Annotated in this window: 14 protein-coding genes; 9 read left to right on the forward strand and 5 right to left on the reverse strand. The window is 66.2% G+C overall.

The window, feature by feature from the left end; genetic code table 11:
- Positions 1 to 21 precede the first annotated feature (21 nt).
- Complete coding sequence (locus L2U69_RS11095) at positions 22 to 729, reverse strand: response regulator transcription factor (protein ID WP_236106870.1); 708 nt, start codon at positions 727 to 729, stop codon at positions 22 to 24.
- A 198-nt stretch (positions 730 to 927) separates the two neighbouring features.
- Between L2U69_RS11095 and L2U69_RS11100 the strand changes: the two genes are divergently transcribed.
- From L2U69_RS11100 to L2U69_RS11110, 3 genes are all read left to right on the forward strand, one after another.
- Entirely contained in the window at positions 928 to 1668 is a 741-nt protein-coding gene (locus L2U69_RS11100; protein ID WP_236106871.1) for a HugZ family pyridoxamine 5'-phosphate oxidase, read from the forward strand.
- Between the two features lie 167 nt (positions 1669 to 1835).
- A complete protein-coding gene (locus tag L2U69_RS11105; RefSeq protein WP_268967342.1) occupies positions 1836 to 3443 on the forward strand; it encodes a phosphoenolpyruvate carboxykinase in 1608 nt (535 codons plus the stop codon).
- 302 nt (positions 3444 to 3745) lie between these two features.
- Positions 3746 to 5254: a vWA domain-containing protein gene (locus L2U69_RS11110; protein ID WP_236106872.1), complete on the forward strand. Its 1509-nt coding sequence runs from the start codon at positions 3746 to 3748 to the stop codon at positions 5252 to 5254.
- Positions 5255 to 5378: 124 nt separating this feature from the next.
- On the opposite strand, the gene L2U69_RS11115 is transcribed toward L2U69_RS11110, so the two are convergent.
- The 4 genes from L2U69_RS11115 to L2U69_RS11130 form a co-directional block, all read right to left on the reverse strand.
- Complete coding sequence (locus tag L2U69_RS11115) at positions 5379 to 7463, reverse strand: molybdopterin-dependent oxidoreductase (RefSeq protein ID WP_236106873.1); 2085 nt, start codon at positions 7461 to 7463, stop codon at positions 5379 to 5381.
- Between the two features lie 149 nt (positions 7464 to 7612).
- Positions 7613 to 8764, reverse strand: coding sequence for a Rieske 2Fe-2S domain-containing protein (locus L2U69_RS11120; RefSeq protein ID WP_236106874.1), 1152 nt, complete (start codon positions 8762 to 8764; stop codon positions 7613 to 7615).
- A gap of 172 nt (positions 8765 to 8936) precedes the next feature.
- Positions 8937 to 10163: an oxygenase MpaB family protein gene (locus tag L2U69_RS11125; protein ID WP_236106875.1), complete on the reverse strand. Its 1227-nt coding sequence runs from the start codon at positions 10161 to 10163 to the stop codon at positions 8937 to 8939.
- Between the two features lie 89 nt (positions 10164 to 10252).
- Positions 10253 to 11110 carry an SDR family NAD(P)-dependent oxidoreductase gene (locus tag L2U69_RS11130; protein WP_236106876.1) on the reverse strand — a complete coding sequence of 286 codons (858 nt, stop codon included), beginning with the start codon at positions 11108 to 11110 and terminating at the stop codon, positions 10253 to 10255.
- 89 nt (positions 11111 to 11199) lie between these two features.
- Here L2U69_RS11130 and L2U69_RS11135 point away from each other — a divergent pair, with 89 nt between their 5' ends.
- From L2U69_RS11135 to L2U69_RS11160, 6 genes are all read left to right on the forward strand, one after another.
- On the forward strand, positions 11200 to 12126 hold the full coding sequence (locus L2U69_RS11135) for an alpha/beta fold hydrolase (RefSeq protein WP_236106877.1): 927 nt from the start codon (positions 11200 to 11202) through the stop codon (positions 12124 to 12126).
- Between the two features lie 31 nt (positions 12127 to 12157).
- Positions 12158 to 12652 (forward strand): nuclear transport factor 2 family protein, encoded by a 495-nt coding sequence (locus tag L2U69_RS11140; RefSeq protein ID WP_236106878.1) that lies wholly within the window; start codon positions 12158 to 12160, stop codon positions 12650 to 12652.
- 110 nt (positions 12653 to 12762) lie between these two features.
- On the forward strand, positions 12763 to 14535 hold the full coding sequence (locus L2U69_RS11145) for an FAD-dependent oxidoreductase (RefSeq protein ID WP_236106879.1): 1773 nt from the start codon (positions 12763 to 12765) through the stop codon (positions 14533 to 14535).
- Positions 14536 to 14565: 30 nt separating this feature from the next.
- Complete coding sequence (locus L2U69_RS11150; RefSeq protein WP_236106880.1) at positions 14566 to 15327, forward strand: SDR family oxidoreductase; 762 nt, start codon at positions 14566 to 14568, stop codon at positions 15325 to 15327.
- Between the two features lies 1 nt (position 15328).
- A complete protein-coding gene (locus L2U69_RS11155; RefSeq protein ID WP_236106881.1) occupies positions 15329 to 15748 on the forward strand; it encodes a nuclear transport factor 2 family protein in 420 nt (139 codons plus the stop codon).
- Positions 15745 to 16515 (forward strand): SDR family oxidoreductase, encoded by a 771-nt coding sequence (locus L2U69_RS11160; protein ID WP_236106882.1) that lies wholly within the window; start codon positions 15745 to 15747, stop codon positions 16513 to 16515. The genes L2U69_RS11155 and L2U69_RS11160 overlap by 4 nt, the downstream gene beginning before the upstream one ends.
- Positions 16516 to 16780: the final 265 nt, after the last annotated feature.

The raw sequence follows: 16780 nt of genomic DNA on the forward strand, positions 1-16780 counted from the left end.
TGCGCGCTTCGGCAAAGCGGGTCAGCTTTCGTCGAATTTGTAACCGATGCCGTACAAGGTCTCGATGGCGCCGAAGTCGCCGTCGACGGCCTTGAACTTCTTGCGCAGGCGCTTGATGTGGCTGTCGATGGTGCGGTCGTCGACATAGACCTGATCGTCATAGGCCGCGTCCATCAGCTGGTCCCGGCTCTTCACGTGGCCGGGACGCTGGGCCAGCGCCTGGAGGATCAGGAATTCGGTCACCGTCAGGGTGATGGGCAGACCGTTCCAGGTGCAGGCGTGACGCAGGGGATCCAGGGTCAGGCGGCCGCGGGTCATGATCGGCTCCGCCTTCGCGCCTTCGCCGTCGCCGAGCGCGTCGGTCCGGCGCAGCAGCGACTTGATGCGCTCGATCAGCAGGCGCTGGGAGAAGGGCTTGCGGATGTAGTCGTCGGCGCCCATGCGCAGGCCCAGGACCTCGTCCAGCTCGTCGTCCTTCGAGGTCAGGAAGATCACCGGCAGGCTCGACGCCTGGCGCAGGCGGCGCAGCACCTCCATGCCGTCCATGCGCGGCATCTTGATGTCGAGCACGGCGAGGTCGGGCGGCGAACGGCCGAAGGCGGCGAGAGCGGCGGCGCCGTCGGTATAGGTCTCGACCGAGAAACCCTCGGCTTCGAGGCCGATGGAGACGGAGGTCAGAATGTTGCGGTCGTCGTCGACCAGGGCGATCTTGGGCGTATGCTTCGACATGGATTCTGTGCCTGGGGTCCTGTTGCCTTTCGGGAGGCCTGATGGCGGGCCGCCGGGGCTCGGGTCTTGACGAAACGGTGCTCGGTTCGGCGCCTATCCTGTCGTGAACGGGAAATTTGGCAAGGATGGGGCGCGGATCAAGGCGCGGCACCCGGAATGGCGCTAGGATGCGTGCCCGACGGCCAAGGAGGATTCGAAATGGGCGAGGTGAAGGACGTGGCGGCGGAATCCCCCGGCGCGGCGGCGCGCGCCCTGGTGCGGCGCACGCCGGCCGCCGCCCTCGCGGTGCGCCTGCCGCCGGACGGCCTGCCCTATGCCTCGCTGGTGCTGACCGCGCCGGATCACGCCGGGCGGCCGCTGCTCTTCATCTCGCGTCTGGCGGAACACACGAGGGCGCTGGAGGCCGATCCCGCCGCCTGCCTGCTGTTCGACGGCACCGCCGGGCTCGATGCCCGCCTGACCGGCGCGCGCGCCAGCCTGGTCGGACGCATGGCGCGGATCGAGGATGCGGCCGCCAAGGAACGCTTCATCGCGCTTCACCCCGAGGCGGCGGTCTATCGCGACTTCGGCGATTTCGGTCTCTGGCGCATGGAGGTCGAACGCGTGCATCTGGTCGCCGGCTTCGGCCGCATCCACTGGATCGACGCCGACGACTATCTGTTCGATGCCGCGACCGGGGATCTGGCGGCGGCGGAGCCGGGCATCGTCCGGCACATGAACGAAGACCATGCGGACGCGATCGCGCTCTACGCCGAGCGGCTTCTGGGCCTGCCTGCGGCAACGTGGCGCATGGCCGCCATCGACCCCGAGGGGACGGACCTTCGGGCGGATGGCGGTACCGCCGCGAGACTGGTGTTCCCAGGGGTGATCGGAAATTCCTCTGATGCGCGAAAAATGCTCGTCGACCTGGTCAAATTGGCAAAAAGCGGCATGAACTAGGGCGAAATGTACCCGAAACTCCCCCAAACGGGCTGTTGCGCGTGTCACCTGGGGGCATTATTTTCGCCCGGCACGCAACCAATTCAGGCGGCGCGGGTTTCAACGTCGTCTTCGGCACACCGCCGCGGGATCGTCATCCCGCGTCCAAAACTTCGCGGAGAAGTACATTGCGCCAGATCGGCACCCATATTTCGCGACATGGCATCGACAAACAGGGACTTCAGAACGTATCCGCTGTCTACTGGAACCTGACGGCCCCGGCCCTTTACGAAGAGGCCATTCGGCGCCGTGAAGGCGTGGTCGCCGAAGATGGGCCCCTGGTGGTCAAGACCGGCCAGCACACCGGCCGCTCCGCAAGCGACAAGTTCACCGTGAAGGACGCGACGACCGCCGACAACGTCTGGTGGGGCAAGTCCAATGTGGCGATCGAGCCGGCGAAGGCCGAGGCCCTCCGCGCCAAGGTGAAGGCCTATCTGCAGAACCGCGAAATCTTCGTGCAGGATCTCTACGGCGGCGCCGACGCGACGAACCGGGTGAAGGTCCGCGTCGTCACCGAATACGCCTGGCACTCGCTGTTCATCCGCAACCTGCTGGTGCGCCCCGATGTCGCCGATCTGGCCGACTTCGACCCCGAATTCACCATCATCGACTGCCCGAACCTGTTGGCCGATCCGGCCGCTGACGGCACCAAGTCCGAGACCTTCATCGTCGTCGACTTCGCCGCGAAGACCATCGTCATCGGCGGCACCTCCTATGCCGGCGAGATGAAGAAGTCGGTGTTCACCATCCTGAACTACCTGCTGCCGGTGAAGGGCGTCATGCCCATGCACTGCTCGATCAACGTCGGCGATGCCGGCGACAGCGCCATCTTCTTCGGCCTGTCGGGCACCGGCAAGACCACGCTCTCCGCCGATCCGGAGCGCCAGCTCGTCGGCGACGACGAGCACGGCTGGTCGGACGACGGCGTGTTCAATTTCGAGGGCGGCTGCTACGCCAAGATGATCCGCCTGTCGGCCAGCGCCGAGCCGGAGATCTATTCGACCACCAAGCGTTTCGGCACCGTGCTCGAGAACGTCGTGATCGACCCCGAGACCCGCAAGCTCGACCTGGACGACGCCACCCTGGCGGAGAATTCGCGCGGCGCCTATCCGCTCGACTTCATCGCCAATGCCTCCGCGACCGGTGTCGCCGGCCATCCGAAGAACATCATCATGCTGACGGCGGATGCCTTCGGCGTGCTGCCGCCGATCTCGCGCCTGTCGCCGGAAGAGGCGATGTACCACTTCCTGTCGGGCTACACCGCCAAGGTTGCCGGCACCGAGAAGGGCCTCGGCAAGGAGCCGCAGGCGACCTTCTCGACCTGCTTCGGCGCCCCCTTCATGCCCCGCCATCCGACGGTCTACGGCAACATCCTGAAGGAGAAGATCGCCAAGCACGGTGTCTCGTGCTGGCTGGTCAACACCGGCTGGACCGGCGGCGTCTACGGCGTCGGCCAGCGCATGCCGATCAAGGTGACCCGCGCCCTGCTGCGCGCCGCCCTCGACGGTTCGCTGAACAAGGTCGAATTCCGCAAGGACCCGAACTTCGGCTTCGAGGTTCCGGTGGCCGTGCCGGGCGTCCCGACCGAGATCCTCGACCCGCGTCAGACCTGGGCCGACAAGGCCGCCTATGACGCCAAGGCCAAGCACCTCGTGCAGCTCTTCATCGACAACTTCGCCCAGTTCGAGGCCCACGTCGATGACGCCATCCGTTCGGCGGCGCCGAAGGCCGCCTGATCGGGCCACGATCGAGATCAGGGGCCGCGGGCGACCGCGGCCCTTTTTCTTTGCGCGCGCGGCCCTGATTTCGGCGTGTTTCACCACTGGCGCGCCACAATCCCTCCCTTTCGCCGCCCGATTGCATTGCCATCGTCGCCATCGTCCAATAACCCGATGGTACGACAATGACGCTCTCAGCCCCGATCTTGCCCCGCCGGCCCGCGTTCAGCAAAAGCGTGTCCCGACGTTCGCGGGCGGCCGCCCTCGGCCTGCCGCTAGCCCTCACGGCCCTTCTCGGTGCCTGCGAAGATAGCCAGCGCATGAGGGACGCCTCCTATGCGCCGGCGCCGGCGATGAGGTCGGTCATCGTCTCGGGCGGGATCGCGCCCATGCCGCCCATGCCGGCCGTCGGCGGGCGTTTCGAGGAAACGACCGCCAATCCCTTCAAGGCGGTGGCGGAAGAGCCGGTCTCGACCTTCTCGTCGGATGTCGACACCGCCTCCTATGCCGTCGTCCGCCGGTTTCTCCGCGATGGCACCCTGCCGCCCGAAGGTGCCGTCCGGGTGGAGGAGATGATCAACTACTTTCCCTATGGTCACGATGATCGCGGCGCCGAGGATGGTCCCTTCGGCACCACGGTCCGGGTGATGCCCAGCCCCTGGAGCACGGACACCCAGTTGATGACCGTCTCGATCAAGGCGATGGAGCCCGGCGGCCGGCGCCGCCCGCCCCTGAACCTGGTGATGCTGGTCGACGTTTCCGGGTCCATGGACGGGGACGACCGCCTCGGCCTCGTGAAGGCCGGCCTGACCGACTTCCTGGACGAACTGCGGCCGGAGGATCGCATTTCGATCGTCACTTACGCCGGCAGCGTCGAAACCGTGCTCAGCCCGACGGCGGGCGACAGGCGCGGCACGATCGCCGCCGCGATCCGTCGCCTGGAAGCGGGCGGCGGCACCGCCGGTGGTGCCGGTCTCGAAATGGCCTATGCCCTGGCGCGGGAGAATTTCGGCGCGGAGGCGGTGAACCGCGTCCTCCTTGCGACCGACGGCGATTTCAACATCGGCCCCTCCGATCCCGCGACGCTGGCCGACATGGTCGAGAAGGAGCGGAAGAAAGGCATCTATCTCTCGGTTCTCGGCGTCGGTTTCGGCAATCTGAACGACCAGATGATGCAGCGGATCGCCCAGGTCGGAAACGGCAACGCGCATTACCTCGACACCGCCACGGAAGCCCGGAAAGTGCTGCGTGAGGAGGCGGCCTCGACCCTGATCCCGGTCGCCGACGACGTGAAGTTCCAGGTCGAATTCAATCCCGCCCGCATCGCCGAATATCGCCTGATCGGCTATGAGACCAGGATGCTGGCGCGCGAGGACTTCAACGACGACAAGGTCGACGCCGGCGATATCGGTGCCGGCCGGACGGTCACCGCGATCTATGAAATCGTGCCGGTGGGTGCCAAGCGCCGCGTCGATCCCCTGCGCTATGGAACCCCGGCCGCCATGCCGGAGGCCGGTGCCCACCGCGACGAGATCGCCTTCCTGCGCATCCGCTACAAGCGCCCGGGCACGACCCAGAGCCGCCTGATGGAACGCCCGGTGACCGGCCGCGACACAGTCTCGACCCTGGCGGGGGCAAGTGACGACCAGCGTTTCGCCGTCGCCGTCGCCGCCTATGGCCAGAAGCTTTCCGGCAACAACGCCGTCGCCGACATGCCGTGGGACGCGGTCGCGGCTCTCGCCAAGGGCGCGCGCGGCGACGATCCGGAAGGTTACCGCGCCGAATTCGTCCAATTGGTTCGGGCGGCACAGGTCTTGAGCGACGATTGAGTCTCCGGGGTGCCGCCGAAATGCCCGTCGTCCCGGCGCAGGCCGGGACCTTTCGACGGAAGGGCACCCCGCGAACAGCCGACGAGATCCCGGCCTGCGCCGGGATGACGACGGTGGAGAAGCGTCAGGGCAGGGCCCGCACTTCGACCGGGACGCCGTTCAGGGCGGCATTGCCGCTGGCGTCGTCCAGCAGGTCCTCGTCAGAGAGATCGTTGAAGGAGACGCCGCCCGCGCCATTGGCGACGGCGAGGCGGATGCCGTCACGCGTCGCCTGGCCCCAGCCGTGGGGCAGGCAGACGACGCCGGGCATCAGATCCTCGCTGGCCTCGACCTCGATCCGCACTTCGCCGGCACGGCTGGTCACGGCGACCGCGCCGCCGTCGCGGATCTGGCGCGGTTCCATGTCGCTGGGGTGCATCTGCAGGCGATAGCGGATGGGGCCCTTCACCAGGCGGGTCGAATTGTTCATCCAGGAATTGTTGGACCGCACATGGCGCCGCCCGATCAGCAGCAGACCTTGGGCCTCCGGCGTCGCCGCCAAAAGGCGCGGCAGATCGGCGAGACAGCCTTCGGGGGCCATCTGGATACGGCCGTCCGGGGTCAGCAATCGTTCGGGCAGGGAGGGGCGCAGCGGGCCGAGATCGATGCCATGGGGCGCCGCGCGCAGGGTCTCGAGGTCGAGGTTCGGGTAGTCGCTGCCGCGCAGCCCCATGTCGATCATGAACTCGGGCGGCAGCACGTTCGGCGCCTCCACCCCGGTCGCCTTGGCGAAGGCTTCCAGGATGCCGGCGATGATTTCCCAATCGTGGCGCGCGCTTTCCGGCTTCTCGAACAGGGGATCGCTCCACCGCGTCACATTGCGGACCGCGAGGGGGAAGAAGGCGAGGTCATAATGCCCGCGCTCCAGCGGCGAGCAGGGCGGCAGGATCACGTCGGCATGGCGCGTCGTCTCGTTCACGTAGAAATCGAGGGCGACCATGAAGTCGAGTTCGGCGAAGGCGGCATCCAGGCGGCGCCCGTTCGGGGTCGAGGACACGGGATTGCCGGCGATGGTCACCAGGGCGCGGATCTGGCCGGGACCGGGGGTCTGAATCTCTTCCGCCAGCGCCGCCACCGGAAAATTGCTGGCGAATTCCGGCAGGCCGCGCACCCGGCTCTTCCAGCGGCCGAAATTGCCGGCGGCGCGGGGCGAGAAACCGGCGGCGATGGCGGGATGGGGCAGCATGGTGCCCCCTTCCCGGTCCAGGTTGCCGGTCAGGATATTCAGAAGCTGGATCGCCCATTGGCAGAGCGTGCCGAACGCCTGGGTCGATGTGCCCATGCGGCCGTAGACGACGGCGCGGGGTGCTGCCGCGAGATCGCGGGCCATGGCGCGGATGGTCTCGGCGCCCAGGCCGCTGGCGCTTTCGGCGCGTTCCGCCGTGAAGGGGGCGACGGCTTCCGCCACCGCCTCCATGCCGTCGGCGAAATCGGCGAGGCGGCCGGGCCGGGCCAGACCTTCGACGATCAGCGTGTTGACCATCGCCAGCAGCACGAAGGCGTCGCTGCCCGGACGGATGAAGTGATGGGCGCTCGCCACCTTGGCGGTCTCGGTCCGGCGCGGATCGACCACCACCATGCGCCCACCCCGCGCCTTCAGGGCGGCAAGGCGGCCGGGAAAGTCCGGCACGGTCCAGAGGCTGCCGTTGGACGCCATGGGATTGCCGCCGAAGACATAGATTAGGTCGGTGCGGTCGATGTCCGGCACGAAGAGATAGTTCTGATGGCCATACATCCACAGCGCCATCAACTGATGCGGCAATTGATCGACCGAGGTCGCGGAGAATACGGACTTCGATTTGATCAGGCGCACCAGCATGCCGATATTGGCCAGCATGCCGAGGGAATGGACCGAGGGATTGCCGAAATAGGTCCCGATCGCATCGCGGCCATGGGCCTCGGCGATCCGGGCCAGCCGCGTGCCGACCATCTCGAAGGCTTCGTCCCAGGAGATTTCGACGAAGGCACCGTCGACCTTCTTCACCGGCGCGCGCAGGCGGTCGGGGTCTTCATGCAGGTCCTTGAGGGCGACCCCCTTGGGGCAGATATGGCCGCGCGACAGGACATCCGCCTTGTCGCCCCGGATCGTCGCGACCTTGCCGTCCTCGACCGTGATTTCCAGGCCGCAGATCGCCTCGCACAGATGGCAGGCGCGGTAATGCGTGGCCATGGCTCTCTCCCCTGATCGTTATTATGGATCGAGGGTAGATCGTTCCGAATGAGGCGCAAGGACTTCCGTCGCGCGCACAAAAAAGCGCCGCCCGAGGAGGGGCGGCGCAAGTTGGGGAGCTTCACGTAGAGAAGCCCGAGGAGGCTGCGTTACTCGGCAGCCTGCTGGGCGGCTTTGTTGGCGGCCTCGTCGGCCACCCACATTTCGTTGGACTTGGTCAGGTCCATCTCGACCTCGAAGCGGTCGACCATGTCCGGTTCGATGTCCGCGACATCGACATAGAACTGCTCGTACCAGCGGCGGAGCTGGTAGATCGGGCCGTCGGCCTCGCACAGCAGGGGGTTGTCGATGCGGGTCTTGGACTTCCAGATGGCGACGTCCTGGAAGAAACCGTCGCGGTTGCCCTTGGCGTACATCTGGGCGATCTGCGCGTTCATCTCGTCGTCGAGGAAGGGCAGCTTCTTGACCATCAGGCCGACATGCAGGGTGAAGCTGTTCTGGTCGATCGGCACATGGCAGTTGATCAGATAGGCTTCGACCTGCATGCCGTTCACGATCGAGGACAGGTAGTCGATCATGTAGGACGGGCCGTAATAGGTGGCGACGGAATAAAGCTCGTCGATCGTCACCTCGGAACCGCCGAAATCCATGTTGTCGCCCGCGACCTTCAGGTCGGCGCGGGGCTTGCCGCGCATCTCCTGGCGGGCGACATGTTTTTCGAACGTGTTCTTGAAGTAGGTCGCACGCGCCCCGTGGACGTAATAGAAATGCGCCATGTCCGAGACGTTGTCGATCAACTCGCGGCAATTGGTGTCGATCTTCACCGTCTCCCAGATCCAGTCGGACCATTCGCCGGTGAAGCATTCCTCGATCTTCGGAATGGCGACTTCCGGCTGGGGCTGATTGCCTTCGGCATCGTGCCAGACGAAGAGCTGCTTGTTCTCTTCCATCGTCGGCCAGGATTTGATGCGCGCGCGCGGCGGCACGCGGCCGGCATAGGGAATGGCCTTGCACTTGCCGTCGCCGCCCCATTGCCAGCCGTGGAACGGGCAGGCCAGGGTGTCGCCCTTGATCACGCCTTCGCCGAGATCGGCGCCCATATGCGGGCAATAGCCGTCGACGACGTTCAGCTTGCCGGTCGAATCCGCGAAAATGGCGAGGCGGGTACCGAAGGCGTCGAAGGAATGAGCCTTGCCGTCACGATAGGCGTCGGCGATGCCGAGGCAATGCCAGCCCCGCGCGAAACGCTCGGGCGGGCGCTCCGCCTTGATGACACGAATGTCCTTGTCGACTGCCGGCATTTCTCCCTCCCACGCGACGATGGTGAAGTCCTGCAGGACCCTGTCCTGCGAGAAGCGGCGCGCCCGTCCGCGGGCGCTGCCCGGCCCGGGGTCTTTTCCCCTTGTCTGGGCCGTTCACCAACTTGTCGCCGAGGTTAGGAATCGGGGCAACAATCATCATCCCCTATATGGACTAGGGGGCGGTCTCGGTGATGTGGCGAACGGCGCCGCCGATTTCGTGCCGCACCCGGCCGACCAGGCTATCCACCCAGGAATATTGCGCTTTTCGGCCTCGTTCGGCGAGACGGGCGCGGGCGTCGGCATTCCTTGTGCACCACAGGAAACGGAGTGTGTTCACTGGAAGTGCAATCAGTGGGTACCACGGCAGGGGCCGCCACGGCAGGCCCAGCGCCCGCATCCCGGCACCCCGCATGAAGAAGCGATTGAGGGAGAGATTGCGCTCGCGCTCGTAGAAGCGGCGCAGCCGGGCGAAGCGCGGATAGGGCCGGGACAGGGGTTCGTCGGCCAGCGCCTGGGCCAGGCGGGCGCCGGAGGGGTCGGGGTCGGTCAGCGACAGACCCATCTGATAGAGGAGGACGCGGCCCGTCTCCTCGTCGTCGGGCAGAAGCTCCTCCTCGATCCCCATCAGCCAGCCGGCATAACGCATCAGATGCATGACCGCCGAACCATCCGCCTTCGAGATATGAAAGCCGAGCGCCCTGATGCCGATCAGGAACAGGGCGGAAAAGGCGAGTTGGGTCGCCGCCATGCCCATCTGGGCGACCGGCACGCCGTCGCGCCCGGCATCCCATTCGGGATGGCGGCTCACATGGCGGCGCACCAGGGCATGGACCAGGCGAACGCGCAGGCTCATCTCGAAACCGGGGCCGAAACGTGTCATGCCGTTCGGCTCGGTGCAGGCCAGCCACCATTGGCTGGTCTCGGCCAGGCGCTTGCCGGCGCCTTTTTCGAGGGCGCCGGTGATGACCAGCACGCGGTTCAGCCCGGCGGCCTGATAGCCGCCCATCAGGGCGCCGTCGCGCAGCACCGAGGACGAGAGATTGCCGGCCATGCGGCAGACCTCCGCGCCATGTTCCAGGCGCGCGCGGTCCAGCCAGGGCGGCATCGCCTCCACGGTGGCGAAGAAGCGGCGCAGCGGTTCGGGGGCGTTGGGAATATCGTCGATGCCGGATTTCAGCGCGCGCTCGAACAGGGCGCGGCCGGGGCCCATGCCGAAACCCACCATCCAGTCGACCAGATCGTCGGCCAGGGGATCGCCCCGCGTCATCGCCTCGCCGATGCGCCGCCACTCGGATTCGGAAGGCGTCGGATCGCGCCGGGTCAGCAGCCGCAGCAGGGAGACGGCGCGCCGCCCCGCGGGCAGATTGGCGCCATGCTGGCGGGGCGGTTCGATGGTCATGACGTTTTCTCCCGCGCACGGCGAGCGTGCGTCGGGAGAAATGTTAATGCGAATATTTACTCATATTCAATTCGCATTCACGGGGCGGCTCAGATCGGCTTCTCGAAGATCGGCGCGCCGAAGAACTGCCGGAACGAGATCGGCTGATGGTCCCCCTCGTCGACGATGCCGTAATGCAGCGCCAGCTCGGAGGTATAGAAGGTGCCGCCGGTCAGGCGCATCAGGTCCGCGTCCTGCCACAGCGCGTCGATGATGCGGCCGCCGAAGCCCGGGCTCTCGGCGCCGGCATAGCCGCCGATGCTCTCGAACATCTGGGGGAAATGCTCCAGGCCCAGAAGGGTGCGGTCGGTCTTCACGATGCCGTGCCAGAACGAGAGGGCACAGACGTTGTGGGGTTGCAGGTCCGGCGCCATATCGGCCGCCAGCTTGTCCTGGCCGATCTTCGACAGGCCATAGGGCAGCGGGTGCAGCGTCGCGCGGGCGCCGACCGAGGAGGTGTTCACGATCAGGCCCTTGCCGGCCTTGATCAGCAGGGGAATGCCATAGACGCAGGCGACATAGGACGAGCGCAGGCCGACGTCGATCTGCTGCTGCCATTCCTCCAGCCCGCGCTCCCAGAAATTGCCCGGCATGGCCGAGAAATCCTGCATCGCGAAGGCATTGTTGACGAGAACGTCCAGCTTGCCCTGTTCCGCTTCGATCTGGTCGAAGACCGCCTTGGTCTGGGCGTCGTCCAGATGATCGCAGGGAACGGCGATGCCCTTGCCGCCGGCGGCGTCGATCGCGGCCGCGGTCTCGCCGAGCGTGCCGGGCCAATTGCCCGTGGGCGCATCCTTGCTGCGCCCGGTGATATAGACGGTGTCGCCCGCCGCACCCAGCGCGATGGCGATGCCGCGCCCAAGGCCACGGCTGGCGCCCGTGACCACCGAAACTCGACCCGAACCCATGGTATCCTCCCCTTTTATCCGGGCCAGTGTCGGGGCACGATCAAGACTGCGCATCGTCCATACAAACTAGGACGCGAGGGGAGAGAACGATGGAAACGATCATGGTGCCGGCCAACGGCCTCGACTTCGAGGTCGACCAGGCGGGCACGGGCGAGAAGTTCGCCCTCATGCTGCACGGGTTCCCGGAATCGAAATTCTCGTGGCGGGCGCAGATCCCGGTCTTCGTCGAGCGCGGCTATACGGTCTGGGCGCCCAACCTGCGGGGTTACGGCCGGACGACGCGGCCGCGCGGCACCTCGAATTATACGCTCGACCATCTGACCGACGACGTTGCCGGCCTGATCGACGCGGCCCGCGCAAGGGGCATCACCGGGCCGGTCACCCTCATGGCCCATGATTGGGGCGGGGCGATCGCCTGGGCCTTCGTGCTGCGAAGGCTTCGCCCGCTCGATCGGTTCGTCATCCTGAACATGCCGCACCCGACGCTGTTCTTCAAAGGGCTGAAGACTTTCGCGCAGCTTCGCCGCTCCTGGTACATGTTCTTCTTCCAGATCCCCTGGCTGCCGGAATTCGCGCTTTCGGCGCGCGGTGCCAAGGCGGTCGGGGATGCCTTTCGCGGCATGGCCATCGACAAGAGCCGTTTTCCCGACGAGGTGCTGGACGAATACCGCCGCAATGCGCTGCGCCCCGGCGCGCTCACGGCCATGCTCAACTACTACCGCGCCAACATCCGCCTGAAGCCGGCGAAACTGCCGGATCCGGAGCCGGTGGAGGTGCCGACCCTGATGATCTGGGGCGAGGATGACGCGGCGCTGGGCAAGGAATTGACCGTCGGCACCGATGCCCTGGTGAAGGATCTCACGCTGCGCTATCTGCCCCGCGTCTCCCATTGGGTGCAGCAGGAGGCGCCGGAAACGGTGAATGCCATGATCGCCGCATGGCTCGACGGAAAAAAAGTGCCGGAAGCCCATGACCTCGTCCATACGGCGGAGGCGGGCGCGGGCGCGGCGGCCTAATCTCCCCCCAACAACAAGGGGGGAGGATCCCATGGTCGATACGGTCGAGTCTCTGGCGGCACGCCTGCGCAAGCTGGAGGACATCAATGCCATTCAGGAACTGAAGAACCGCTACTGGCGCGCCTGCGACCGCAAGCAGCCGGATGTCGTGCGCGATTGCTTCCGCCCGGACGCGACGATCGACGCCGCCTTCCTCGGCGTGCACGAGGGGCGCGACAGTTTCGTCGGCCTGTTCGAGATGGTGGGCTGCCGCGACAGCATCATCGACATGCACCACGGCCAGAATCCGTCCATCGTTCTCGACGAGAACGACCCGGACAAGGCCCACGGCACTTGGGATCTCTTCTTCTATCAGATCAATCTCGACAATCGCTCCGCCTCCCAGGCGGCCGGCTACTACGAGGATGATTACGTCCGCATCGACGGGCGCTGGTGGATCCAGACCTCGGTGTTCCGCGTCACCTCGACCCAGATGACCGAAGTCACCGAGCAGGACAGCTTCAAGGTCACCATGTTCGGGCGCTGACGCCGTCTAGTCCAAGGGGACGATGCTGGCCGGGGTTCCGCGACAAGAATGTCGCTAAACCCCGGCGCGGCGTTGCGTTCAATAAGGGGCCAGTGAAAGCGGAGGACACCATGACCGGGGGCACGGCAAGCGCCAGCATCGCCGACGGCGCTGCATTCGACGTCATCGTGGTGGGGGCGGGGGCCGGCGGCATGCTGGCCGCCAACCGGGCCCATGACCTCGGCCTCTCGGTCCTCCTCATCGAGAAGAGCGATCGTTTCGGCGGAACCTCGGCGGTTTCGGGCGGCGCCATCTGGGTGCCCTGCAACGAAGACCTGGGCGCCAAGGACAACCGGGGCCAGGCCCTCGACTATCTCCGCGCCTGCACCAAGGGCGCGGTGCCGGAGGAAAAGCTGGCGGCCTATGTCGACAATGCCGCCCCCATGGTCCGCTATACGGCCGAGAAGGTCGGTCTCGGCTTCAAGGCGGTCATGGAATATCCGGACTATTACCCCGATCGCCCCGGTGCCCTGCCGGGCGGCCGGACCATGGACCCGGACGCGGTCGACGGCACCGAGCTTGGCGAAGACTATTATTATCTGCGCGAGCCCTATGCCCTGATGCGCCTGTTCGGGCGGATCTCGCTGACGGTTTCAGAGGCGCGCGCCATCACCACCAAGAAATCCGGCTGGCCCTTCGTCCTGATGAAGCTGATGGCCGCCTATTTCACCGATATTTCCTGGCGCCTGAAGACGAAGCGCGACCGAAGGCTTTCCATGGGCAATGCCCTGACCGGCGGCCTTTTGCGCGGTCTCGTCCGGCGCGGGGTGACGCGGGTGATCAATACCCGCCTGATCGGCCTGACGCAGGAAGACGGAAGGGTCGCCGGTGTCCGCATCTCGCGCGACGGCAGGGAAATGACCGTGAAGGCGCGGCGCGCCGTAGTGCTCGCCGCCGGCGGCTTCGAGCGCAATCAGTCGATGCGCGACGAGCATCTGCCCAAACCGACTTCGGAAACCTGGAGCGTCACGCCCTTTCCCAACAATACGGGTGACGCCATAAGCGCCGGGCGCGAGGTGGGCGCCGCGCTCGAATTCATGGATCTCGCCTGGTGGGCGCCGACCATGCGCCTGCCGTCGCGTCACACGCCCAATACGGAAACCCGCGTCGGCATGTTCATGGAACGCGGCTGGCCGGGCAGCGTGATCGTCAATCAATTGGGCCGGCGCTTCGTCAACGAGGCGATTTCCTACAACGACTTCGGTTACGCGATGATCGCGGAACACCAGAGGACCGGCGCCTGCAGCCCGTGCTGGATGGTGTTCGACGCCACCTTCCGCAGGAAATACGTCGTCGGTGGCTTGATGCCGGGCATGATGGAGCCGGATCGCAGCCTGCCGCCCGAATGGTTCGACAATGTGATCTATCGCGCCGATACGATCGGCGAACTGGCGGCCAAGGTCGGCCTGCCGGCGGCGGCCCTTTCCGAGACCGTCGCCGCCATGAACGGTTACGCCAGGACCGGCAAGGACACGGAATTCGGCCGGGGCGACAATGTCTACGACCGCTACTTCGGTGATCGTTTCGTCACCCCTAATCCCTGCCTCGGCCCCATCGAGAAGGCGCCCTTCTATGCCGTCCGCGTCGACCTCGGCGACATCGGCACCAAGGGCGGCCTGAAGGTGGACGCCCGTGCGCGGGTGCTGGACGAGGCGGGCACGCCCATCGCCGGGCTCTATGCCATCGGCAACTGCTCCGGCTCGGTCATGGCGGAGTCCTATCCCGGTGCCGGCAGCACCCTCGGCCCGGCCATGACCTTCGGCTATATCGCCGCCAACGACATCGCCGCCGCGACCACCAATCGCCCGGCCGAAGATCTGATGCGTGACGCCGCCGGGGCGTGAACCGGCGGCCGGAAGAGAAGGGAACAGTAGATGGGGCGCGTAGACGGCAAGGTGGTGATGATCACCGGCGCGGGCAGCGGGGCCGGCAGGGCGGACGCCCTGATGCTGGCGAAGGAAGGCGCGAAGATCATCGCCACCGACCAGAATCTGGAAACGGCCCGGAAGACCGCCGCCGAAATCGGCGATGCCGCCATCGCGCTGCCCCTGAACATCACCAAGGAAGACGAATGGGTGACGGCCTTCGCCGCGGCCCGCGAAGCCTTCGGTTACGTCGACACGCTGGTCAACAATGCCGGCATCCTGGTCCAAGCCTCGATCGAATACATGGCCTTCGAGGATTGGCAGAAGACGCTCGATGTGAACGTCACCGGTTACTATCTCGGCTGCAAGCACGGCATCCTCAACATGAAGGAGAGGGGCGGCAACATCGTCAACATGGCGTCCGTCACCTCCCATATCGGCAGCCCCAATTATTTCGCCTATGCCGCCGCCAAATCGGCCGTGGTGTCGCTGACCCGCAGCGTCAATGCCCATGCCAAGACCGGCGGGTACGCCATACGCTGCAATGCGCTCTGCCCCGACGGTATCCTGACGCCCATGGTGCTGGCGCAGATGGGCCTGCCGCCCGACGCCGATGTCGAGATGATCAAGCAGTCGCCCATGGGCCATCGTTTCTGCTACCCGGAAGACGTGGCCAATCTGGTGCTGTTCCTGGTGTCGGACGAATCCCGCTTCATCAGCGGCGCGGATTTCGCCATCGACAACGGCAACTTCCGCTACACGGAATTCTGAGATGCTGCGGGAAGCGCTCGTCGGCATGCTCGGGGCGGTCTCCGGCCCCCTGGACAAGGCCGGGGCGGAGGATCTGCTGCGGCGCTATCTCGTGACTTTCGAGACCAAGGATGTGGCCGCCCGCTCGGCCCTCTTCGCCGCCGATACGGTGGTCGAGGATCCGGTGGGCCTGCCCGCCCATGTCGGGCTCGAGGCGGTGCAGGCGTTCTGGGCCCAGGGTGACCAGGGCCCGGCGCAATTCACCAGCGAATTGCATCGGGTCGTCTATTGCGGCAGCGATTTCCTGGCCCATTTCACGGTCCACATGCGCATGCCCGGCATGGGCGAAATCGCGATCGAGGTGTTCTCCACCTATGCCGTCGATGGCGACGGCAAGATCGCCCGCATGCGCGCCTTCTGGGACGAGAGCTGCCTGACATGAGCATGGGGTTCGATTTCGCCGGCCGGGTCGCCATCGTCACCGGCGGCACCAAGGGCGTCGGCCGGGTGATCGCCGGGCGCCTGCTGGCGGCGGGGGCCCATGTCGTCGTCTGCGGCCGGAATGCGCCCGAGGTGCCGGTCGCGGCCGAAGGGCGGGAAGCGCTCTTCGTCGCCGCCGACGTCCGCGATGCCGAACAGGCCGCACGGGTTGTCGCCACGGCTTTCGATACCTATGGCCGCCTGGACGTGCTGGTGAACAATGCCGGCGGTTCGCCGCCGTCCGATGCCGCCACGGCGTCGCCCCGTTTCGCCGAATCCATCGTCCGCCTCAACATGCTGGCGCCGCTCTATCTGTCCCAGGCCGCCTGTCTTGTCATGCGCCGGCAGGAGACGGGCGGGGCCATCGTCAATATCGCCTCGGTCTCGGCCGTGCGGCCCTCGCCGGGGACGGCGGTCTATGGTGCCGCCAAGGCCGGGCTGGTCTCGCTCACCCGGTCGCTGGGCCAGGAATGGGCGCCGGCGGTTCGCGTGAACGCCATCATCGCCGGCATGATCAAGACCGAGGCGGCGCTGGATCATTACGGCGGGGCCGAGGGCCTGGCGCGGATCGAGGCGGGCCTGCCCCAGGGGCGCATGGCGGTGCCGGACGATATCGCCAATGCCTGTCTGTTCCTCGCCTCCGACCTCGCGTCCCATATCACCGGCGCGGCGCTCGAGGTCCATGGCGGCGGAGAGAAGCCGCCGTTTCTCGGCCAGGCCGAAGGCTGAACCATTGTTCACGAGCGCGAACGGTCAATTCGCCCTCGCTGGCTTCCGGCTGGCCGGGCAGGGGCATAGGCTTCGATCATGAAAAGCTGTCCAGCAAGGGCGGCGATCACAAACGGCAATAATCACCGAACAACAATAATCACTGGAGGAAGAGATGGACCGCTTTCTTGTGATATCGGGTGACGGGCATGCTGGCCTGCCGCCGGAGAAATACCGGGACTATCTCGACAGCAAGTATCACGCGGAATTCGACGAGCGGCTGCCG

It is taken from the genome of Zavarzinia marina (assembly GCF_021568905.1).
In the GTDB taxonomy this organism is placed as follows: domain Bacteria; phylum Pseudomonadota; class Alphaproteobacteria; order Zavarziniales; family Zavarziniaceae; genus Zavarzinia; species Zavarzinia marina.

Excerpts from the sequence above, each read along its gene's own strand:
- L2U69_RS11145 (WP_236106879.1), top strand. The coding sequence starts at position 12,763 with ATGACCGGGGGCACGGCAAGCGCCAGCATCGCCGACGGCGCTGCATTC.
- L2U69_RS11140 (WP_236106878.1), top strand. The coding sequence starts at position 12,158 with ATGGTCGATACGGTCGAGTCTCTGGCGGCACGCCTGCGCAAGCTGGAG.
- L2U69_RS11120 (WP_236106874.1), bottom strand. The coding sequence starts at position 8,764 with ATGCCGGCAGTCGACAAGGACATTCGTGTCATCAAGGCGGAGCGCCCG.
- L2U69_RS11135 (WP_236106877.1), top strand. The coding sequence starts at position 11,200 with ATGGAAACGATCATGGTGCCGGCCAACGGCCTCGACTTCGAGGTCGAC.
- L2U69_RS11110 (WP_236106872.1), top strand. The coding sequence starts at position 3,746 with ATGAGGGACGCCTCCTATGCGCCGGCGCCGGCGATGAGGTCGGTCATC.
- L2U69_RS11160 (WP_236106882.1), top strand. The coding sequence starts at position 15,745 with ATGAGCATGGGGTTCGATTTCGCCGGCCGGGTCGCCATCGTCACCGGC.
- L2U69_RS11150 (WP_236106880.1), top strand. The coding sequence starts at position 14,566 with ATGGGGCGCGTAGACGGCAAGGTGGTGATGATCACCGGCGCGGGCAGC.
- L2U69_RS11095 (WP_236106870.1), bottom strand. The coding sequence starts at position 729 with ATGTCGAAGCATACGCCCAAGATCGCCCTGGTCGACGACGACCGCAAC.
- L2U69_RS11155 (WP_236106881.1), top strand. The coding sequence starts at position 15,329 with ATGCTGCGGGAAGCGCTCGTCGGCATGCTCGGGGCGGTCTCCGGCCCC.
- L2U69_RS11130 (WP_236106876.1), bottom strand. The coding sequence starts at position 11,110 with ATGGGTTCGGGTCGAGTTTCGGTGGTCACGGGCGCCAGCCGTGGCCTT.
- L2U69_RS11125 (WP_236106875.1), bottom strand. The coding sequence starts at position 10,163 with ATGACCATCGAACCGCCCCGCCAGCATGGCGCCAATCTGCCCGCGGGG.
- L2U69_RS11115 (WP_236106873.1), bottom strand. The coding sequence starts at position 7,463 with ATGGCCACGCATTACCGCGCCTGCCATCTGTGCGAGGCGATCTGCGGC.
- L2U69_RS11100 (WP_236106871.1), top strand. The coding sequence starts at position 928 with ATGGGCGAGGTGAAGGACGTGGCGGCGGAATCCCCCGGCGCGGCGGCG.